The 20,416-nt window shown below is 70.2% G+C and carries 18 protein-coding genes; 7 read left to right on the plus strand and 11 right to left on the minus strand.

The genetic code is table 11. The features are described from left to right. Positions 1-59: 59 nt before the first annotated feature. From pdxS to pgsA, 6 genes are all read right to left on the minus strand, one after another. Entirely contained in the window at positions 60-995 is a 936-nt protein-coding gene (gene pdxS / locus FHR33_RS46925; protein ID WP_183662188.1) for a pyridoxal 5'-phosphate synthase lyase subunit PdxS, read from the minus strand. Between the two features lie 66 nt (positions 996-1,061). Next, the gene (locus tag FHR33_RS46930) at positions 1,062-2,069 is read right to left on the minus strand and encodes a DUF3048 domain-containing protein (RefSeq protein ID WP_312896094.1); all 1,008 of its coding nucleotides are present in this window, start codon (positions 2,067-2,069) and stop codon (positions 1,062-1,064) included. Between the two features lie 63 nt (positions 2,070-2,132). Beyond that, positions 2,133-2,675 (minus strand): hypothetical protein, encoded by a 543-nt coding sequence (locus FHR33_RS46935; protein ID WP_183662190.1) that lies wholly within the window; start codon positions 2,673-2,675, stop codon positions 2,133-2,135. After that, positions 2,672-3,778: a glycosyltransferase family 4 protein gene (locus FHR33_RS46940; RefSeq protein WP_183662192.1), complete on the minus strand. Its 1,107-nt coding sequence runs from the start codon at positions 3,776-3,778 to the stop codon at positions 2,672-2,674. The genes FHR33_RS46935 and FHR33_RS46940 overlap by 4 nt, the downstream gene beginning before the upstream one ends. Continuing rightward, the gene (locus FHR33_RS46945; protein ID WP_183662194.1) at positions 3,775-4,671 is read right to left on the minus strand and encodes a phosphatidylinositol mannoside acyltransferase; all 897 of its coding nucleotides are present in this window, start codon (positions 4,669-4,671) and stop codon (positions 3,775-3,777) included. Before FHR33_RS46945 ends, FHR33_RS46940 begins: the two co-directional genes overlap by 4 nt. After that, positions 4,668-5,291, minus strand: coding sequence for a phosphatidylinositol phosphate synthase (gene pgsA / locus FHR33_RS46950; RefSeq protein ID WP_246453729.1), 624 nt, complete (start codon positions 5,289-5,291; stop codon positions 4,668-4,670). Before pgsA ends, FHR33_RS46945 begins: the two co-directional genes overlap by 4 nt. A gap of 192 nt (positions 5,292-5,483) precedes the next feature. Between pgsA and FHR33_RS46955 the strand changes: the two genes are divergently transcribed. The 5 genes from FHR33_RS46955 (at position 5,484) to FHR33_RS46975 (ending at position 12,457) form a co-directional block, all read left to right on the plus strand. Next, entirely contained in the window at positions 5,484-7,622 is a 2,139-nt protein-coding gene (locus FHR33_RS46955) for an elongation factor G-like protein EF-G2 (protein WP_312896095.1), read from the plus strand. Positions 7,623-7,733: 111 nt separating this feature from the next. Then, the gene (locus FHR33_RS46960; RefSeq protein ID WP_183662198.1) at positions 7,734-9,293 is read left to right on the plus strand and encodes a glycoside hydrolase family 10-like protein; all 1,560 of its coding nucleotides are present in this window, start codon (positions 7,734-7,736) and stop codon (positions 9,291-9,293) included. Positions 9,294-9,376: 83 nt separating this feature from the next. Next, a complete protein-coding gene (locus tag FHR33_RS46965; protein ID WP_183662200.1) occupies positions 9,377-9,880 on the plus strand; it encodes a class I SAM-dependent methyltransferase in 504 nt (167 codons plus the stop codon). A gap of 10 nt (positions 9,881-9,890) precedes the next feature. Beyond that, a complete protein-coding gene (locus tag FHR33_RS46970; RefSeq protein WP_312896096.1) occupies positions 9,891-10,349 on the plus strand; it encodes a GNAT family N-acetyltransferase in 459 nt (152 codons plus the stop codon). 59 nt (positions 10,350-10,408) lie between these two features. Then, positions 10,409-12,457: a hypothetical protein gene (locus FHR33_RS46975; RefSeq protein ID WP_312896097.1), complete on the plus strand. Its 2,049-nt coding sequence runs from the start codon at positions 10,409-10,411 to the stop codon at positions 12,455-12,457. Between the two features lie 46 nt (positions 12,458-12,503). Here FHR33_RS46975 and FHR33_RS46980 read toward each other — a convergent pair whose 3' ends face one another. Together FHR33_RS46980 and FHR33_RS51360 are read right to left on the minus strand one after the other, a co-directional pair. Then, positions 12,504-13,055 (minus strand): HIT family protein, encoded by a 552-nt coding sequence (locus FHR33_RS46980; protein ID WP_183662204.1) that lies wholly within the window; start codon positions 13,053-13,055, stop codon positions 12,504-12,506. 2 nt (positions 13,056-13,057) lie between these two features. Continuing rightward, positions 13,058-14,248: a hypothetical protein gene (locus FHR33_RS51360; RefSeq protein WP_183662206.1), complete on the minus strand. Its 1,191-nt coding sequence runs from the start codon at positions 14,246-14,248 to the stop codon at positions 13,058-13,060. On the opposite strand from FHR33_RS51360, the gene FHR33_RS51365 reads away from it, so the two are divergent. Next, positions 14,235-14,621 carry an Asp23/Gls24 family envelope stress response protein gene (locus FHR33_RS51365; protein WP_183662208.1) on the plus strand — a complete coding sequence of 129 codons (387 nt, stop codon included), beginning with the start codon at positions 14,235-14,237 and terminating at the stop codon, positions 14,619-14,621. The two genes, FHR33_RS51360 and FHR33_RS51365, sit on opposite strands and share 14 nt — an antisense overlap. 815 nt (positions 14,622-15,436) lie before the next feature. Further along, positions 15,437-16,159, plus strand: coding sequence for a PIG-L deacetylase family protein (locus tag FHR33_RS46995; RefSeq protein WP_183662210.1), 723 nt, complete (start codon positions 15,437-15,439; stop codon positions 16,157-16,159). 552 nt (positions 16,160-16,711) lie between these two features. On the opposite strand, the gene thrS is transcribed toward FHR33_RS46995, so the two are convergent. The 3 genes from thrS to FHR33_RS47010 all read right to left on the minus strand — a co-directional run. Next, positions 16,712-18,685: a threonine--tRNA ligase gene (gene thrS / locus FHR33_RS47000; protein ID WP_376773323.1), complete on the minus strand. Its 1,974-nt coding sequence runs from the start codon at positions 18,683-18,685 to the stop codon at positions 16,712-16,714. 42 nt (positions 18,686-18,727) lie between these two features. Next, entirely contained in the window at positions 18,728-19,324 is a 597-nt protein-coding gene (locus FHR33_RS47005; RefSeq protein ID WP_183662212.1) for a glycoside hydrolase family 25 protein, read from the minus strand. Positions 19,325-19,344: 20 nt separating this feature from the next. Beyond that, on the minus strand, positions 19,345-20,416 hold a 1,072-nt coding region (locus FHR33_RS47010), incomplete at its 5' end, for a glycosyltransferase (protein ID WP_183662214.1).

The raw sequence follows: 20,416 nt of genomic DNA on the forward strand, positions 1-20,416 counted from the left end.
CTCCAGAGGCACGAAAAAGCGGCACCCCCTCAAGGGATGCCGCTTGTTCCGGGAACTTCCTACCAGCCGCGCTCAGCCAGGCGGTGGGGCTGGGGGATCTCGTCGACGTTGATGCCGACCATGGCCTCGCCCAGACCGCGGGAAACCTTGGCGACGACGTCGGGGTCGTCGTGGAAGGTGGTCGCCTTCACGATCGCGGCCGCGCGCTTGGCGGGGTCGCCCGACTTGAAGATGCCGGAGCCGACGAACACGCCCTCGGCGCCGAGCTGCATCATCATCGCGGCGTCGGCCGGGGTGGCGATGCCGCCCGCGGTGAACAGCACGACGGGCAGCTTGCCGGTCTTGGCGACCTCGACGACCAGCTCGTACGGCGCCTGCAGCTCCTTGGCCGCCACGTAGAGCTCGTCCTCGGGCAGCGAGGCGAGACGCTTGAGCTCGCCCCTGATCGTGCGCATGTGGGTGACGGCGTTGGAGACGTCGCCGGTGCCGGCCTCACCCTTGGAGCGGATCATCGCCGCGCCCTCGGTGATGCGGCGCAGCGCCTCGCCCAGGTTCGTCGCGCCGCACACGAACGGCACGGTGAACTGGAACTTGTCGATGTGGTTGGCGTAGTCGGCGGGGGTGAGGACCTCCGACTCGTCGATGTAGTCGACGCCGAGCGACTGCAGGACCTGCGCCTCGACGAAGTGGCCGATGCGGGCCTTGGCCATGACGGGGATGGAGACGGCGCCGATGATGCCGTCGATCATGTCAGGGTCGCTCATCCTGGAGACGCCACCCTGGGCCCTGATATCGGCGGGCACACGCTCAAGGGCCATGACGGCGACCGCCCCGGCGTCCTCGGCGATCTTCGCCTGCTCGGCGTTGACGACGTCCATGATGACGCCGCCCTTGAGCATCTCGGCCATGCCGCGCTTGACGCGCGCGGTTCCGGTGACGGGGCTGGTAGACACGGTCTTCCTCACAACGGCAGGTCGGTAAGTTCTCAAGCCCATCGTAGGTCCTTAACACCCCGTTTCCCGACACACCACCATGTCAGGGTCGAGCACGGGTTTTATACGTTAAGGAATGACAGGCTTGCGGCTGGCGAGCGCGACCCAGACCTGGCCTGGGGCGAAGTTCATCGGCTCGCCGCTCGCAGTGGTGAACGTCGTGCCGTCCTCTTCCGATTCCCTCGACCACCTGGCCTTGTAGGCCTTGCCTTCGCGCAGCACGATCGCCGAGCCCTTGCCCACCGTGTGGACCAGCGGCGTGTAGCTCTGGTTCTTGTCGTGGAACTCCGAGCGCTCGGTCTTGGTGTACTGGATGACGATCGTCGGCGCGCCGAGCTGCCCGCCCTCGGCGGCCATGTTCTTCTTGCCGTCCTGCCAGATCAGCCACTGCTTCTTCGTCTCGGACCAGCCGAAGGTGAAGGTCGCGGCGGGCCACTTGACCGTCCACGTCTTCTTCTCCACCCCGCCCTCGGCAGGGGCCTCGCCGAAGGTGAAGCCGATGTCCTTGGCCTTGGTCGCCTTGGGCGCCTTGGCCAGCAGCTGCCTGGTGTTGGCGAACAGGTTGTAGGGGGCGTAGCGGCCCGGCTGGCGGAAGAACGCGCCGGGGTTGCGGGTGTCGCCGACGTCGAACAGCGAGGCCTCGGCCACGAACGGCAGCATCTTGGTCTGGACGCCCGAGTAGGCGAAGGCGGGCTTGCCGAACTGCGGCGTGATGTGCAGGTCGGAGATCCGGGCGCTGCGCACGGGGCCGACCTTGGCGGGCAGCTTGGAGGAGAAGACCGCCATCAGGCGGGTCAGTCCCGCCTCGACCTGCTCGACGTAGACGATGTCGGCGCTCTTGAGCCCGAGCTGGGGCTTGCCCGCCGCGGTGTTCTCGATCTTCACCGCCAGGACGGGCTTGAGCTCCTCGTACGGCAGGCCCGTGAACGGGTGCCCCTTCTCCTCGGGCGCCGCGGAGGGGTCGGCCGGGGCCGCCTGCGGAGCCTTCGAGGGCGTCGCCGCGCCGCCACCGCTGGAGCAGGCCACGACCGGGCCGAGCACCGCCAGCGTCACCGCGATCATTCGGGGTATCCGCACCCTGCCAACTCCTCCGTTTGACCAAGAAAACGGAACGAAGCTTACCGGGCTCCCCAAATCGGGTCATTCGGTTGCCATGGTCTCCGGCGGATTGTCATCGATCTCGAAGAATTGCGGGAACTCGGTGCGGCCTGCCAGGCGGAGGGTGCGGGCCAGCCAGCGGCGCTGGGCGGTGCGGGTGACGCCGACGGCGTTGTTGAAGAAGCTGCGGGCGTAGACGACCTTGGCGACGGCGGCGTCGAGCTCCTCCAGCAGGGAGCGTCCGCCGGGCGACTCGGAGAGCTTCTCCCTGAAGCGCTCCTGGTCGACCGCCGCGCGCAGCGCCCTGGAAAGGTCGCTCTCGGCGTGTTCGCGTTCGTCGGGGCCCGCCGTACGGGCCTCGTGGGCGGCGGCGGCCAGCACCAGCGAGGTGGCGGGGTCGAGCAGGCGCGAGCCCGCGAGCTCGAGGACGACGGCCGAACGCCTGACCAGGGCGACGTCGAGGGCCTCGCGAGCCAGCTCCAGCCTGATGTGCAGGCGGTCGAGACGGCCGGCCCGCCAGGAGACGTAGACGGCGGCGAGCACCACGAGGATGCCGACGATGAGGACGATGACGGTGGTGCTCATGTGAGGGAGTCTTCCTCCACCCTGCCCGCGCTGGCGGTGACGGTCTCGTAGACGCGGACCACGTCGCGGGCGACGGTGGACCAGTCGTACTTGCGCACCGCCACGCGCGCCTCGTCGGACAGCTTGGCCCTGCGCTCGGGGTCGGCGAGAAGCTTGCGGGCCTCCTCAGCGAGCGCTTCGGCGTCGCCGTTGGCGAACAGCGCGCCCGCCTGCCCCTCCCCCAGCACCCTGCGGAAGGCGGGGATGTCGCTGGCCAGCACGGTGGACCCCGCCGACATGGCCTCGGCCAGCACGATGCCGAAGCTCTCGCCGCCGGTGTTGGGCGCGACGAAGACGTCGACGGAGTGGTAGGCGCGGATCTTGTCCTGCTCGCTCACCATGCCGAGCAGCGTGACCCTGTCGCGGATCGACTTGGGGATCTTGACCTCGCCCGGGCCCGCGATCAGCAGTCTGGCCTCGGGGATCAGCTCCATCGCCTCGAGCAGCACGGGCAGCCCCTTGCGCGGCTCGTCCATGCGGCCGAGGAAGCCGAGCGTCCTGCCATCGGGGCCGAAGCCCTCCAGCGGCTCGGCCTCGGTGTAGCGGCTGACGGTCACCCCGTTGGGGATCAGCACGGTGTCGCCGCCGAACTGCTCGACCAGGCTCTTGCGGGCGGCGTCGGAGACGGCGATGCGCCCGCTGAGCTTCTCCAGCGCGCTGCGCAGCATCGGCTCGGCGATCGCGATGGCCCGCGAACGGGTGAAGGAGGCGTGGAAGGTCGCCACGATCGGGCCCTTGGCGGCCCAGCAGGCCAGCACTCCGAGGCTGGGCACCAGCGGCTCGTGGATGTGCAGGACGTCGAAGTCGCCCTCCTGGATCCAGCGGCGCACCCGCGCGGCCGAGATGAAGCCGAACGACATCCTGGCCACCGACCCGTTGTAGGGCACCGGCACCGCCCTGCCCGCCCCCGTGACGTAGGGGGGAAGCTCGGCGTCGTCTCCGGCGGGCGCGATGACCGACACCTGGTGGCCCTGCGCGATGAGCGCCTGTGCCAGGTCGTCGATGTGCTGCTTGACCCCGCCCGGCACGTCCCACGAGTAGGGGCAGACGATGCCGACGTTCACTTGGGGTCCTCCAGCCACAGGCGCTGCAGCATGTGCCAGTCTTCGGGGTGCTCGGCGATGCCCTTCTCGAACACCGTCACCAGGCTCTGCGCCACAGCGGCCGTGCGCTCCTGGAGCGTGCCCTCGGCGGGGACCGGCACCTCCTCGTGGATGCGCAGCCCCCAGTCGTCGCCCTCGAACCACAGGATCGCGGGAAGCAGCGCCGCCCCCGTCTTGACCGCCAGCAGCGCGGGGCCGACGGGCACCTGGGTGGTGGCGCCGAAGAACTCCACCTTGACGCCGTTCTTGGTCAGGTCGCGCTCGGCGGGCAGGCAGACGATGCCGCCCTTGCGCACGCGCTGGGCCAGGGTGCCGAAGTTGTGCCCCGCGCCGCCGGTCAGCGGCAGCACCTCCATGCCCAGGCTCTCGCGGAAGGCGACGTAGCGGCGGTAGAGCGACTCGGGCTTGAGGCGCTCGGCCACAGTGGTGAAGCTGTGGCCGCTGCCCGTCAGCCACGCGCCCGACTGGTCCCAGTTGCCCATGTGCGGCAGCGCCAGCACGACGCCCCTGCCCGCGGCCACGGTGTCGAAGATGTTCTCGGCGCCCGTCACGTGCGTGCGCCGTACGACCTCGGCTCGGTCCATCTTCGGCAGCAGGAAGATCTCGTGGAAGTAGCGCAGGTAGGAGCGCATGCCCGCGCGGCTGAGCGCGCGCAGCTCGGCGCTGTCCTCGCCCAGGCCCGTGACCCTGGCCAGGTTGTGCTCCAGACGGCGCACGCTCAGGCCCCGCCTGCGCCACGCGCTGTCGGCCACGGCCCTGAAGGCGGCCGCGGTCGCCTTCTTCGGCAGGTACGGCAGCAGCGTCCAGCCTGCCGCGAACCCCGCGGCCACCACGCGGTCCTGAAGGGAGGTCATCGCGCTCCAATCTGGCGATGGACATGTACTACCCGCTGCACGACCGTGATCGCGCTGGCGGCGGCGAGCAGCCACATGCCGAGGGGCAGGATGTACGGCACGCCCAGCCCCGACAGCCCCGCCGCCACCAGGCCCACGACCAGCCGCTCGGGGCGCTCGGCCAGACCGACGTCGCAGGTCAGGCCGAGCCCCTCGGCCCTGGCCTTGACGTAGGACACCAGCGCCCCCGCCACCAGGCAGAACAGGGCGACGGCCGCCATGAGCAGGTCGCGCTGGACGAAGAAGTAGATGATGAGCCCGGAGAAGATGGCCGCGTCGGCCAGGCGGTCGAGCGTGGAGTCGAGGAAGGCGCCCCACGTGGTGCCCCCGCCGCCGCCCATGCGGGCCACGACGCCGTCGAGCAGGTCGAACAGGACGAAGATCGTGATCGCCAGTGAGCCCCACCACAGCTGGCCCACGGGATAGAACACCAGGGTGCAGATGACCGTGCCCAGTGTGCCGATCGCCGTGACGGCGTTGGGGCCGATCCCGCGCTGGACGAGTGCCCTGCCCAGCGGGGTGAGTATCCGGGTCATGGCCGGGCGCAGGAGTTTGAGCATCGCGCTCTGATCGTAGGCCATCTCGGCCCCTTGCACTTCTTTGCCTCAGCCCCCTTGTGATATTCGCCACACGGGTATTTGGTGAACTAACCGCGTCCTTTGCGGTGACTCCGCTGGATGCGACGCCGACAGACTCCAGATACCCATCCGAACGACGAACAGGACGGCGCGCGCCGTACCCCCGCGAGCCCGTCCCACGGAAGCGGAGGCGAAGTGGCTGAGAAGCACCACGGCGCGGCCATAGGAGCCGCGGGCAGGGCACCAGCGGCCGACAGGGCGGACGCGATACGCAACGTCGTACTGGTCGGCCATTCGGGAGCGGGCAAGACCACCCTCGTCGAGCAGTTGCTCGTGGCCACCGGCACCATCCAGCGCATGGGCCGCGTGGAGGACGGCACCACGGTCAGCGACTTCGACGAGATCGAGGTGCGCCAGCAGCGCTCGGTGAACCTGTCGGTCGCGCCCATGGTCCACAACGGAATCAAGATCAACCTTCTCGACACCCCTGGCTACGCCGACTTCGTGGGCGACCTGCGGGCCGGGCTGCGCGCCGCCGACGCCGCCCTGTTCGTGGTCTCCGCCACCGACGGCGTGGACGGGCTGACCCGGATGCTGTGGGAGGAGTGCAGCCAGGTCGGCATGCCGAGAGCGGTGGTCATCACCAAGATCGACCATCAGCGGGCCGACTTCGACCAGGCGCTCGCCGAGTGCCAGGACGTCTTCGGCGAGGGCGTCGCGCCCCTCTACCTTCCCGTCGTCACCAACGGGCACGTGGCGGGGCTGATCGGGCTGCTGTCGCAGAAGTTCTACAACTACGCCACGGGCACCCGCACGGAGAGGGAGCCCGGCGCCGAGTACGAGGACAGGATCGAGGAGTACAGGGGCGCCCTCATCGAGGGCATCATCCAGGAGAGCGAAGACGAGTCGCTCATGGACCGCTACCTGTCGGGCGAGGCGATCGACACCAAGGTGCTGATCGACGACCTGGAGAAGGCGGTCGCGCGGGGCAACTTCTACCCCGTGCTGGCCAGCGGCCTCGGCGTGGGCGCGCAGGAGATCCTGGAGGGCATCACCCAGGGCTTCCCCTCGCCGCTCGAGCACCCGCTGCCCGAGATCACCACGCTCGATGGCAAGCCGGTGACCGTCAAGGCCTGCGACCCCGACGGGCCGCTGGTGGCCGAGGTGGTCAAGACGACCAGCGATCCGTACGTGGGCAGGATCAGCCTGGTGCGCGTGTTCTCGGGAACGCTGCGTCCCGACATGACCGTCCACGTGTCGGGCCACGGCCTGGCCGACCGCGGCCACGAGGACCACGACGTCGACGAGCGCATCGGCACGCTGACCTGCCCGCTGGGCAAGCAGCAGCGCGCCATCGCCAAGGGCGCTCCTGGCGACATCGTGGCGGTGGCGAAGCTGGCCAGGGCCGAGACGGGCGACACGCTGTCGGAGCCCGAACGCCCGCTGCTCATGACGGCGTGGACCATGCCCGAGCCGCTGCTGCCCGTGGCGATCAGGGCCAGGTCGAAGGCCGACGAGGACAAGCTGTCACAGGGCCTGGCGCGGCTGGTCGCCGAGGACCCGACCCTGCGGCTGGAGAACAACGCCGAGACCAGGCAACTGGTGCTGTGGTGCATGGGCGAGGCCCACACCGACGTCCTGCTCGACCGGCTGGCCAAGCGCCACGGCGTGGAGGTGGAGCGGGTGCCCCTGAGGGTGCCGCTGCGCGAGACCTTCGGCGGCAGATGCCAGGCGATGGGCCGCAACGTCAAGCAGACGGGCGGTCACGGCCAGTACGCCATCTGCCATCTGGAGGTCGAGCCCCTGCCGTCCGGCGGGGGTTTCGAGTTCGTGGACAAGATCGTCGGTGGCGTGGTGCCCAGGCAGTTCATCCCGTCGGTGGAGAAGGGCGTGCGCGCCCAGATGGAGCGGGGCGTGCTGGCCGGATACCCGATGGTGGACGTGCGGGTCACGCTCTACGACGGCAAGGCCCACTCGGTCGACTCCTCCGACATGGCCTTCCAGATCGCGGGCTCGCTCGCGCTGAAGGAGGCCGCGGCCAAGGTGGCGACGCTGCTGCTCGAACCGGTCGACGAGATCGCGGTGCTGGTGGCCGACGACCACGTCGGCGCGGTGATGTCCGATCTGTCCAGCAGGAGAGGCAGGGTGCTCGGCACCGAGCCCGTCGGGACGGGCAGGACACTGGTGAAGGCCGAGGTGCCGCAGCTGGAGATCACCCGCTACGCGATAGACCTCAGGTCGATGTCGCACGGCACCGGAACCTTCCAGCGGACGTTCCTGCGCTACGAACCACTGCCTTCGCACCTGACCGACAAGGTGACAGCGGAGGACTGACGCCCCTCGACAGGGGGAGGGTAACGCCCTCCCCCTGAGTCACACTTGAATCACAAATCCATTTCGTTTTTTGGTCGAAGCACCCCAGAGGCGATGTCACACTGGGGGACTATGCGTAACGGACGACCTCTGCTTGCGGCCTCCGCCGTCGCGATCGCCGCCACCGCCGCCGCCTACGCCTTCGGCGGCCCCGGAGCCGAAGCCGCCGCTCCCAAGGGCAGGGTGGCCACACCCGTCAAGGCCACGGAGAACTGCGTGGCCGACGCCCGCTACCCCAAGCGCCAGCTGCGCGGGGTCTGGATCGCCACGGTGAAGAACATCGACTGGCCTTCGGCCACCGGGCTGAGCCCCGCCAAGCAGCGGGCCGAGTACGTCCGCATCCTCGACAACGCGGTCAAGCGCAACCTCAACGCGGTCTTCGTGCAGATCAGGCCGGCCTCCGACGCGCTGTACAAGTCGCCGTACGAGCCGTGGTCGCAGTACCTCACCGGCACGCCGGGCAAGGACCCCGGCTGGGACCCGCTGCCCTTCCTCACCGCCGAGGCGCACAAGAGGGGCCTGGAGTTCCACGCCTGGTTCAACCCCTACAGGGCCGCCTACGACACCAACACCGCGCGGCTGCCCGCCTCCCACCCCGCCCGTCAGCACCCCGACTGGCTGGTGAAGTACGGCAGCCTGCTCTACTACAACCCCGGCCTGCCGCAGGTGCGCGAGCACGTGGTGAAGGTCGTCACCGACGTCGTCAAGCGCTACGACATCGACGGCGTGCACTTCGACGACTACTTCTACCCCTACCCCGGCGGCGGCGGCGCCTTCAACGACACCGCGGCCTTCAGGCGCTACGGCGACGGCGCCAAGCTGGCCGACTGGCGCAGGGGAAACGTCAACAAGCTCGTCGCCCAGGTGCACAAGGCCGTCCATGCCACCAAGAAGGACGTCAAGTTCGGCATCAGCCCCTTCGGCATCTGGCGCAACAAGGCCCAGGACCCGTCCGGCTCGGCCACCGCGGGCATGTCGGCCTACGACTCGATCTACGCCGACGCGAGGGCCTGGATCAAGGCGGGCACCGTCGACTACGTGATGCCGCAGCTCTACTGGCCGCGCGGCTTCCAGGCCGCCGACTACAAGGCGCTGGTGCCGTGGTGGGCCAACGAGGTCAAGGGCACCGACGTGCGCCTGTACATCGGCCAGGCGCTCTACCGGGTCGGCGCCACGGACGTGCCCGCCTGGACCAAGGCCGGTGAGCTGCCCGCGCACCTGAAGCTCAACCGCTCCTACAAGCAGGTCGACGGCGACGTCTACTTCAGCGCCAAGCAGATCGGCGCCAACCCGCTGAAGGTGATGGACCGCCTGGTCAAGGAGCACTATGCGCGTCCCGCGCTGCTGCCCCTTCCCAAGGGCCAGAAGGGCGACCCCCCCGCCAAGCCGTCGGGCCTGAAGGCCCAGGGCTCGGTCCTGAAGTGGAACGCGGTCCCCGGCGCCCGCTCCTACGCCGTCTACAAGGTGCCCACCTCGGGCGAGACCTGCTCGGCGACCGACTCGCGCAACCTGGTGGCCGTCGTCTCCGGTCCGTCCTTCGCCACCAAGGCGCCAGGACAGTACCTGGTCACCTCGCTCGACCCGCTCACCCGCGAGAGCGCGCCCTCCGAGGCGACCGTCTCTCCCGTCTGATCCCTTTCGTACGGCAGGCGGCCCCACGCGCGTCCTTCTTCAAGGTCGGCGCGTGGGGCCCGTCTCGTGATAGGGCTGAACGTATGCCTGCCGTACCTCAGCGCCTGTCATGGGCCGTCGAGACCCTGGCCGTCGCGCCCGGCGACCGCCTGCTGGAGATCGGCTGCGGTCCCGGAGTGGCGGTGTCCCTGGTCTGCGACCTGCTGACCACCGGAACGATCACAGCCGTGGACCGCTCGGCCACCGCCGTCGAACGGGCCGGCGCCCGCAACGCCCGCCACCTCGAGTCGGGCAGGGCCAGGATCCTGCGCGCCTCCCTGGAGGAGCTGCGGCTGGACGGCGAGCGGTTCGACAAGATATTCGCGGTCAACGTGAACCTCTTCTGGACCCGCGACCCCGCCCGCGAGCTGGCCCTCATCTCCTCGCTGCTGGCCTACGGCGGAGAGCTCTCGCTGTTCTACGAGCCGCCCTCGGCCGAGCGCGCGAGCGCCCTCGCCGCCGACCTCACCCGGACGCTGTCCTCGCACGGCCTCACCCCCACCGTCGTGCGCGGGGGCGAGCGACTGGTGTGCGTCCGCGCCTCGTAGGCTGACCGGCGTGAACGTCGAGACCGTCGAGTGGGACGACCCCTCCGCCGAGGCCCTGCGCGCGGCGATGTCGCGGGAGATGGACGAGCGCTACGCCGACATGGCCGGCTTCGACTTTCCCGAGGACTTCTCCGTCGCGCGCGACAGCGTCGTCTACACCGGCCTCGCGCGCACCGAGGAGGGCCTGGCGGTCGGCCACATCGCCCTGCGCAGGCTCGGCGGCGAGATGGAGATCAAGCGCATGTACGTCGCCCCAAGGCACCGCGGCAACGGCGTCGCCGTGGCGCTGCTGGAGGCGGCCGAGAGCGCCGCGGCGAGCGCGGGCGCCGAGCGGGTGGTGCTGCAGACGGGCGACAGGCAGCCCGACGCGGTACGCCTGTACGAGCGTGAGGGTTACACGCGCATTCCCGTCTATCCGCCCTACCACCTGGTCCCCAACTCTCTCTGCTACCAAAAGCGCGTCACCTGACGACGACGGCGCGGTGTAGCGTGCCCTGCGACGATGTCGAGCTAGTGGAGGAGTCGCGGGTGAGGCGGACCCTGGTGGTGCTGGCCGTACTGGTCAGCCAGATGCTGCTGGGCTGGGCCCCTGCGCACGCCGACGACAAGGAGCGCATCGCTCTGATCGGCGTCTCGGGCCTGCACTGGAGCGACCTGACCCAGGCCGACACCCCGAACCTGTGGGAGCTGGCGGGCGCGAGCGCCATCGGCTCGATGTCGGTGCGCACGGTCGGCAACATCACCTGCCCCTACGACGGCTGGCTGACGGTCTCGGCGGGAACCCGCTCGGCGGCCGGATACCGCTGCGGGCCTCCTCCGCTGCCCGAGCCGCAGGGCAAGGGCGCGGTCATCCCCGACTACGACTACCTGCTCAAGGTGGCCGACCAGCGCAACGCCGGCCTGCTGGGCGAGACCCTGGCCAAGGCGGGCGAGTGCTCGATCGCCATCGGGCCGGGGGCGGCGCTGGGGCTGGCCGACCGCAGGGGCACGGTCGCCACCTACTACGCCTCCCCCATCCAGATGCGGGAGCAGGAACTCGAACGCTGCCGCGTCGTCGCCATGGACGTCGACGACCTGATCAGGCCGTACTTCACCGCCGAGGGCAAGCTGCCGACGGTGCCCGACAAGCTGTCGGCCCAGGACCGCAGGGCCGCGCTGCGACTGGCGGACGCCAAGGCCGGCGCGCTGCTGGCCGTCCTGCCGGAGAGCACCACCGTCGTGCTGGCCGGCATGTCCGACCACGGCTCGGTCCCGCACCTGCGCGTCGCCGCGCTGCGCGAGCCCGGGGCCCACGGGCGCGAGCTGGGCGCGGCCTCCACCCGCCGCGACGACATCTCGATCCTGCCCGACCTCACCACGACCGTGCTGACCAGACTCGGCGTGCCGGTGCCCGACGCCATGGTCGGCCAGCCGCTGCGGATCGGCGACCCCGGCGCGACGTTCGAGCGCATGACCGAGTCCGACGAGACCGCCCAGACGATGCGGTCGGTCAAGGGCCTGTTCTTCATCGTCCTGGCGGTGCTGCAGGTTGTGTTCTACGCGGTCGCCTTCCTGCTGCTGCGCCGCCGCAGGGGCCTGCGTGCCGTACGGCTGGCCGCCGTGGCGCTGGCGGCGCTGCCCATCACCTCGATCCTGGTGAACCTGCTGCCGTGGTCGAGCGCGGCGGAGCTGTTCGGCGGCATGCTGGCCTGGCTGGTCGTCCTCACCGCCCTCGCCTTCGCAGGACCGTGGCGGCGCAGCCCCCTCGGCCCCCTCGCGGTCGTGGCCGGCGCCAGCGCCGCCACGCTCGCCGCCGACCTGCTGACCGGCACCACGTTGCAGCTCAACAGCTTCATGGGCTTCAGCGCCGAACAGGGCGCCCGCTACTACGGGCTGGGCAACATCCCGTTCGCGCTGCTGGCCACCGGCACGCTGCTGACCTCCACGGTGATCGCCCACCGGCTGTCACGTCCGTGGGGCGCCGCCGTGGTGGCCGTGCTCGGCACGTTCGCGATGGTGCTGGGCGGCTCGGGCATGGGCAGCGACTTCGGCGGTGTGATCGCCTTCGTGCCCGGCATCGCGGTGACGGCGCTGCTGATCCTCGGCAAGCGGATCTCGCTGGTACGGCTGGCCCTGTTCTGCGTGGCGGGGGGCGTCGCCGTGACCGGCTTCGCGGTCGCCAACTACCTCAGGCCCGCCTCGGAGCAGTCGCACCTGGGCAGGTTCGTCGGGCAGGTGCTCAGCGGCGAGGCGATCGACGTGATCGTGCGCAAGCTCGTCGCGATGCTCAGCACGCTGCTCAGCCCGACCCTCATGCCCGTGGTGATCGCCGCGGTGGCCTTCCTCGTCTACGCGGTCATGCGTCCCGAGCAGGCGACCGCAGGGGTGCTTCCCGCCGCCTTCACCTACTCACCGGCGCTCAAGGCCGGGCTCATCGGCACCCTGGTCAGCGGCGTGGTCGGCACGCTGGTCAACGACTCGGGCGCCGCGGTGCTGTCCATGGCCCTGGCGCTGGCCATCCCGCTGGTGCTCTCCGCGGGCATCGCCGCGCTCCCCGGCGACGCCCCTGCCGAGGAGCGCCCGCTCGTCAAGGTGTGATCCACAAGGGGTGATCCACGCCTGACGAGCTTGTGCGGCAGGTTCGTCAGGACGTGGGCCAGGCGTCGGCCAGCATCGTCCTGGTGTCGCGCAGGAGCTGCGGCAGGACCTTGGTGTGCGCCACCACCGGCATGAAGTTGGTGTCGCCGCCCCATCGGGGCACCACGTGCTGGTGGAGGTGGGCGGCGATGCCCGCGCCGGCGACGTGGCCGAGGTTCATGCCGACGTTGAAGCCCTGGGCGCCGCTGGCCTTGCGCAGTGAGCGCAGCGCCCGCCTGGTGAAGTCGCCCAGCTCGGCCATCTCGGCATCGTCCAGCTCGTCGTAGTCGGAGACGTGGCGGTAGGGGCAGACCATCAGGTGCCCCGAGTTGTAGGGGTAGAGGTTCAGCACCGCGAACACGGCCGAGCCCCTGGCGACGATCAGACCCTCCTCGTCGCTCATCTTCGGGATCTCGCAGAACGGGCAGCCGTCGCCCGCTCCCTCGCCGCTCGGCTTGTTCTCCCCCTTGATGTAGGCCATGCGATGCGGTGTCCACAGGCGCTGGAAGTTGTCCGGCGCCCCCGCCCCAGCCTGCTCCATCGGCTCACTCTCCTGCATGTTCAGCAAGCATAGGACCCCGAGTCACCGGACAAACGGGGAGGACATCCGGCACAATCCCAAACAGCCACAAAGGAGACGACGATGAGTGAAGCCATAGCTGAGGAGACCTCGGTTCCCGAGACGCCCTCACCCCTGCCGCCGAACCCGGCGTGGCGCGCCACGCCGTCCCTCGGGTCGGCCTGGACCGCAGCTCGACCGGCGGAAGACCACCCCACCCTCGACCCACCCTCCCCCTCAGCCTCGGACTGGGACCCTGCCTCGAACTGGGACTCCTCCTCGAGTTGGGACTCCTCCTCGGCCTCGGTGCTCGACTCCGACTCGACGCCGGAATCGCGCCTCGAGTCCGGCCCAAGCGCGCAGCCCTCCCCTGACCTCGCCACCGGCGCGGACCTGGACACCGGCCCGGCCTTCACCCCCGACTCGGACCTCGACGCCGACTCGACCCCGGCCGTGACCACCGACTCCGACCTCGAATCGGACTCGGACTCGGACCTGACCTCGAACTCGGGCTCGGACTCAGGCTTGACCTCGGGCTCGGGCTCGGACTCAGGCTTGGGGTCGGGCTCGGGCTTTGGGTCGGGCTCGGGTGCAAGTTCGGCTTCGCACTCAGGTTTGGGCTCGGACTTGGACTCAGGTGCGGGATCGGGTTCGGCCTTCACCTCCGATTCGGACCTCAACTCGGGCTCGATCCTGGCCATGGACACCGACTCCGACTCTGAAACCGACTCGGGTTCAGGTATCAGTTCAGGTTCGGACTCGCGTTCAGGCTCGGGTTCGGACTCGCGTTCAGATTCGGACTCGGGATCAGGCTCGGGCTCGCGTTCAGATTCGGACTCGGGATCAGGTTCGAGCTGGGGTTCGGGCTCGGGCTCGGGCTCCGGTTCGGGTCTCAGCGTGGGGTCCCACGCGGAGGTGGACTCCGGCTCGGACCTCGGCTCCGGCTTCCGCTCGCGCTTCGGCTCCGGGTTGGACTTCGGTTCCGCCTCCCGCTCCCGTAGCCGCTCCAGTTCGGACCTCGAGTCCGGCTCTGCCTCGCACCGGGGCTCAGGATCAGACCTCGGTTCCAGGTCGCCCTCCGGCATCGGCGCGGAGGCGTCCGCTCGGTCGGCGCGCTCCGCTGGGGGGTCGAGCTCTCGCCCGGTCAAGGCGACCGACACCACCACCACCGCTGCCGTCGTGAAGGGACGCATCAAGGTCGCCGACGAGGTGGTCGAGAAGGTGGCCGCGCTCGCCGCCCTCTCCGTGCCCGGCGTGGCCGACATGGGAGGGGACCCGGCTCGGGCCCTCGAGCCCGTCCAGGGTGGGGCAGGGAGCGGCGCCCGCCACCGCAACCAGGGCGTCAATGTGCAGATCCACGAACGGCAGGTCGCGGTGAACGTCGCGGTCGTCGTGGAGTACGGACACGTGGTCATGGAGGTGGCCGCCGAGGTCAAGACCAACGTCGCCACGACCGTCAGCCGGATGCTGGGCATGCGGGTGACCGAGGTGAACGTCACCGTCGACGACGTCCGCCTCCCCGGCGAAACCCACCTGGAATCCGCCTCCGAAGAGGAGCCCGTGTAACCGCGCGCCTCTCGGAAGACGGCCCCGTCTGCGAGACCACACCCCTTGGCCTCCCTTGAGAGTTCCGAGGTTCCGAGCGCTGGGTCCCAAGGGCCGTCTCAGGGGCGGGAGGCGGATCCACCAGCGGGCCTCAGCCGCGGATCGCAGCGGCGGATCCCAGCCGCGGGCCCCAGCGGCAGATCCCAGCGGAGAGCCCTAGCGGCAGATCCCAGAGGCGAATCCAGCGGCGGGCCCCTCAGGCGGATCCACCAGCGGGTCCCAGCGGAGGGTCCCAGCGGAGGGTCCCAGCGGCGGGTCCCAGCGGCGGATCCAAAGGGCAGGTCCCAAGGGCGGGTTCCAAGGGCGGGTCCGAGGGGTTGAGTCCGGCCTGGGGTGGGTTCGGCAGGAGGGGTGAGTCCGGCAGGAGGGGTGGGTCCGGTCCCAGAGGTGAATCCCAGCGGCGGGCCCCATAGGCGGATCCACCAGCGGGTTCCAGCGGCGGGTCCCAAGGGCAGGTCTCAAGGGCGGGTCCGAGGGGTTGAGTCCGGCCTGGGGTGGGTCCGGCAGGAGGGGTGAGTCCGGCAGGAGGTTTGAGGGGTCCCGAGGGTGGTCCGGCAGGAGGTTTGAGGGGTCCCCGAGGGTGGGGCTGGCCTGACGGGGTGCGTCCGAGGGCAGCGTCCCAGGGGGTTCCAGGTGGTCCAAGCGGGCGGGTCAGCTGGGCGGCTGCAGCTTCTCAGGGCTGTCCGCTTCGGCGTGAGTGGGTGCGGATGACCATGGGAGGCGTTGTCCGGGAGTGGTTACGCTGGCCGTACCGAACCGAGATCATGGAGGACACGATGGCCGAGCAGCTGGAGCCCATGCCCACGGACTGGCGACGGGCGCTGGCGATCGTCGCGCATCCCGACGACCTGGAGTACGGCTGCGCCTCGGCCGTCGCCAGGTGGACCGCCGAGGGCCGTGAGGTGGCGTACCTGATCGTCACCCGCGGCGAGGCGGGCATCGACACGCTCGAACCCGCCAAGGCTGGGCCGCTGCGCGAGCAGGAGCAGCGCGCCTCCGCGAGCGTCGTCGGGGTGTCGGAGGTGGAGTTCCTCGACCACGCGGACGGGGTCATCGAGTACGGCACCGCCCTGCGCCGTGACCTGGCCGCGGCCATCCGCAGGCACCGTCCCGAGTTGCTGATCACGCTGAACTTCGCCGACACCTGGGGCGGCGTGCACTGGAACACGCCCGATCACCGCGCGGTGGGCAGGGCGGCGGTCGACGCGGCAGGGGACGCGGGCAACCGGTGGATCTTCCCCGAGGCGGGGGGCGAGCCATGGGACGGCGTGCGGTGGGTCGCGGTGGCGGGTGACCAGCACCCCACGCACGCCGTGGACGTCACCGACACGCTGGAGGACGGCGTGCGCTCCCTCCTGGAGCACCGCAGCTACATCGAGGCGTTGACCGACGAGGACCCCGAGACCTACTGCAGGAACTTCCTCGAGACCATCGCCCAAGGGTCCGCGGAGAGCTTCGGCGGCCGTCCAGCCGTCACCTTCCGCCTCTACCCCCGCTGACCCCCACCGCCCGCCTCGCCCGGTGAGGCGGGGCCCCACCCCCCACCCAAACCCACCCGGACGGCCGGGCGCGAAGGGGCCGCCGACGTCCACGGGGAGGAGCCGGCGAGACGAAGACAGTGGAGGTCGCGACCTGCGAGGTCCTCGCAGGCAGCCGGCGAGGCGCAGGCGGCGAGAGCAGGGGGCCGCCCAGAGGCCCGGCAAGGCGCAGGCCTCGAGAGGAAGACCGCGCAGAAGGTCTGGCAAGGAGACACCGAAAGGCGCTCCCCGCAAGTGGCCTGGCAGGGCGACCACCGCGAGAGGAAGACCGGGCAGAGGGCCTGGCAAGGGGGACACCGCGCACAGCACCCCGCGTGGCAGGCTTGGCAGAACGAACACCGCCCAAGGCACACCGCACAGAAGATCCGGCAGGGCGAACAGCGCTAGAGCAGGGCCGGGCAGAGGCGTCGAAGCTCCTCGGATACCGGACGCGGTCGGTCGGGTGGTGAGGGCCGACCGGGAGAAAGCGGCGGGCCCCGGACGCCCGAAGAGCGCCGGGGCCCGCCGTTTCACTCAGACCTGGACGCGGCGCTCCACCGCGTTGACGATCTCGGCGATCGCGTCCTCGACGGGAACGCCGTTCTTCTGCTCGCCGCTGCGGTAGCGGAAGGAGACCGCGCCGTTGGCGATGTCGTCGTCACCGGCGAGCAGCATGAAGGGCACCTTGGCCTTCTGCGCGTTGCGGATCTTCTTCTGCATGCGGTCGTCGGCGGTGTCGACCTCGACCCTGATGCCGCGCTCGCGCAGCTTCTTGGCCACGTCGTGCAGGTAGGGCGTGTGCGCCTCGGCGATCGGGATGCCGACGACCTGCACAGGCGAGAGCCACGGAGGGAACGCGCCGGCGTAGTGCTCGACCAGCACGCCGAGGAAGCGCTCGATCGAGCCGAAGAGCGCCCTGTGGATCATGACGGGCGTCTGCCTGCTGCCGTCGGCCGCCTGGTACTCGAGCCCGAAGCGCTTGGGCTGGTTGAAGTCGAGCTGGATGGTGGACAGCTGCCAGGTGCGCCCGATGGCATCCTTGGCCTGGACCGAGATCTTCGGCCCGTAGAAGGCCGCGCCTCCCGGGTCGTCGACCAGCTGGAGCCCGGACTCCTCGGCCGCCTGGCGCAGCGCCGCGGTGGCCTCGTCCCAGTCGGCCTGCTCGCCGATGAACTTGTCGGAGTCGTCGCGGGTGGACAGCTCCAGGTAGAACTCCGACAGGCCGAAGTCGCGCAGCACGCTGAGCACGAAGGCCAGCAGGCTCTTGATCTCCCCGCCCATCTGCTCCTTGGTGCAGTAGATGTGGGAGTCGTCCTGCGTCATGCCGCGCACCCTGGTCAGGCCGTGGACCACGCCCGACTTCTCGTAGCGGTACACCGAGCCGAACTCGCACAGCCGCAGGGGCAGCTCGCGGTAGGAACGCCCGCGCGCCCTGAAGATCAGGTTGTGCATGGGGCAGTTCATCGGCTTGACGCGGTACTCGGTGTTGTCGAGCTCGAAGGGCGGGAACATGTCCTCGCCGTACCACGGCAGGTGACCCGAGGTCTCGAACAGCTGCGACTTGGTGATGTGCGGGGTGTTGACGAACTCGTAGCCCGACTCGCCCTGCCGCCTGCGCATGTAGTCCTCCATCTCCTTGCGGATGATTCCGCCCTTGGGATGGAAGACCGGCAGCCCGCTGCCCAGCTCCGGCGGGAAGCTGAACAGGTCGAGCTCGGCGCCGAGCTTGCGGTGGTCGCGCTTCTCGGCCTCCTCCAGCAGGTGGAGGTATTCGTCCTGCTTGTCGCGGCTTTCCCACGCGGTGCCGTAGATGCGCTGCAGCTGCGGGTTCTTCTCGCTGCCGCGCCAGTAGGCGCCGCCCGAGCGCATGAGCTTGAAGGCGGGGATGGCCCTGGTGGAGGGCAGGTGCGGCCCTCGGCACAGGTCCTTCCAGCACAGCTCGCCGCTCTTGGGGTCGAGGTTGTCGTAGATGGTCAGCTGGCCCTCGCCGACCTCGACGCCGGCGCCGTCGTCGGAGGAGGCGGCGCCGCCCTTGAGGCCGATCAGCTCCAGCTTGTACGGCTCGGCGGACAGTTCGGCGCGCGCCTCGTCGTCGGAGACCTCGCGCCTGGAGAACTGCTGGCCCTGCTTGACGATCTCGCGCATGCGCTTCTCGACGCGCTTGAGGTCGTCGGGGTGGAAGGCCTGCTCGACGTCGAAGTCGTAGTAGAAGCCGTTGTCGACAGGCGGCCCGATGCCCAGCTTGGCCTCGGGGAACAGCTCCTGCACCGCCTGCGCCATGACGTGCGCGGTGGAGTGGCGAAGGATGGCGCGCCCGTCGGGCGAGGAGATCTCGACCGGCTCGACCACGTCGCCGTCGGCGGCGTGGGAGGCCAGGTCACGCAGTTCGCCGTTGACGCGGGCGGCCACGACGGTGCGGCCGTCGGCCTCCAGCGCCTCGCCGTACGTCGTGCCGGCCGCGACCACACGCTCGGCTCCGGCGAGGGTGATATGCAGCTCGGCTGACACGGTGACTCCTTGGATAGCGGCGTTGGTCGGTGGACAACGATGCTATCGCGGGTCGTAACCCAGCCTGGTCAGGTCCTCGCGGCTGCCGTGGAAGACGTTGCGGTCGATCGGGCTGTTGTCGTACTGGTGGATCTTCCAGTCGCGCCATGGCGAAGGCACCAGGGGGTCGCCCTTGGGCCTGCCGGGAGAGGCGATCCAGAGCGGGTATTCGCCCAGGCCCGCGCAGTTCCCCGCGCGGGCGAACCACGCGTGGGTGTAGATGAAGGGACGCATGCCCGTGCGCCTCTCGACGATCCTGCACCAGCGCCTGGCGAACGCGGCCACCTCGTCGGCGGGCAGTCCTTCGTGGGACTCGAGGTCCAGGGCGACCAGGTCCCCCCTGCGCAGCCCGCCCGCCTGCTGGATCGTGCGCAGGAAGTGTCTGGCCTGGTCGGCGGGGTTGCCCTTGGGTTTGGCGAAGTGGTAGGCCCCGCACACCAGCCAGTTCTCGCGCATGCGCTGCCAGTTGCGGTCGAACCACTTGTCGGTGTAGGTCACGCCCTCGGTCGCCTTGGCGAACGCGAAGGAGACGCCGTCGTCGGCATGGTCGCCCCAGTCGACGTTTCCCTGCCAGTTGGACACGTCTATGCCGTGCAACACCCGTTCCACCTTGCCGGAGTCTACGAAAGGGGCGTCCGGTCGGCCCCTCGCCGCGCCGTCTGCAGATCATTGAACAGCTCGAGCCACTTCGGGGCAACCGCCTGCGTGGAGTAGGCCTCGACGGTCCGCACCGCCTGCGCCCCCAGCCTCCTGCGTCTCGGCTCGTCCTCGATCAGTTCGGTGATCGCCCTGGTCAGGGCGTCCACGTCCTGCGGCGGGACCAGCACGCCGTCCACGTCGTGGGTGATGACCTCGCCGGGGCCCGTCGGGCAGTCGAAGGCCACGACGGGCAGCCCGTGCGCCATGGCCTCGATCATGACCATGGGCAGCCCCTCGAACCTGGAGCTGAGCACGTAGAGCGCGGAGGCGGCCAGCTCCTCGTGGAAGGCGTCGGAGCGGCCCATCAGCTCGACCCTGGGCGCGGCCGCCTCCGCCATCGCCGCCAGCTCGGCCCGCTTGACCCCGGTGCCGAAGATGCGCAGCCGCCAGTCCTGATGGGCCTGCGTGGCCCGCTGGAAGGCGGGGATGAGCAGGTCGAAGCCCTTCTGCGGGACGAGCCTGCCCGCCGCGACCGCGGTGGCGGAGGTGTGGTCGGCGAGCGCGCGCTCCATGGGGTGCACGGCGTTGGGGACGCGCACGATTTTCGAGCCCGGCAGGATCCGCTCGTAGTCGGCCCTGTCGGTCTCGGTGAGGACGGTGACCGCGTCGAACCTGCCGTAAGCGCGCCTGATCGCCCGCTGCACGGCCTGCCGGTGGCTGGCGAAGTTCATGTGCTCCTGGGCGACCATGGCCACCCGGCCCGAGGCGTGCCGGGCGGCCAGCAGGTTGAGCGCGGGCCTGGTGGTGACGAGCACGCCCTCCGACAGGCCGCGCAGCCAGCGGGCGACGGCGGCCTCGACCTCGGGGGTGAAGTAGGCGGCGGCGGGCTCTCCCCTGGGCACGACGTGGCCGCGCAGCTTGCGCAGCATCCTGGCGTGCAGGCGCGGCTCGGCGATGCCCGTGCGCTGGTCGACCAGGGCCCTGAGCTTCACGCCCTTCGGGATCGCGAAGCCCGTCCCGGTACGGCGCCTGACCACGCTGACGACCTCGACG

The sequence above is a fragment of the Nonomuraea dietziae genome (assembly GCF_014195505.1).
Taxonomy (GTDB): Bacteria; Actinomycetota; Actinomycetes; order Streptosporangiales; family Streptosporangiaceae; genus Nonomuraea; species Nonomuraea roseola.

Coding starts and splice junctions, on each gene's coding strand:
- FHR33_RS46995 (WP_183662210.1), top strand. CDS start 15,437: ATGGCCGAGCAGCTGGAGCCCATGCCCACGGACTGGCGACGGGCGCTG.
- pdxS (WP_183662188.1), bottom strand. CDS start 995: ATGGGCTTGAGAACTTACCGACCTGCCGTTGTGAGGAAGACCGTGTCT.
- FHR33_RS46960 (WP_183662198.1), top strand. CDS start 7,734: ATGCGTAACGGACGACCTCTGCTTGCGGCCTCCGCCGTCGCGATCGCC.
- FHR33_RS46965 (WP_183662200.1), top strand. CDS start 9,377: ATGCCTGCCGTACCTCAGCGCCTGTCATGGGCCGTCGAGACCCTGGCC.
- pgsA (WP_246453729.1), bottom strand. CDS start 5,291: ATGGCCTACGATCAGAGCGCGATGCTCAAACTCCTGCGCCCGGCCATG.
- FHR33_RS46935 (WP_183662190.1), bottom strand. CDS start 2,675: ATGAGCACCACCGTCATCGTCCTCATCGTCGGCATCCTCGTGGTGCTC.
- FHR33_RS46980 (WP_183662204.1), bottom strand. CDS start 13,055: ATGCAGGAGAGTGAGCCGATGGAGCAGGCTGGGGCGGGGGCGCCGGAC.
- FHR33_RS46945 (WP_183662194.1), bottom strand. CDS start 4,671: ATGACCTCCCTTCAGGACCGCGTGGTGGCCGCGGGGTTCGCGGCAGGC.
- FHR33_RS51360 (WP_183662206.1), bottom strand. CDS start 14,248: ATGCGTCCCTTCACGACGGCAGCGGTGGTGGTGGTGTCGGTCGCCTTG.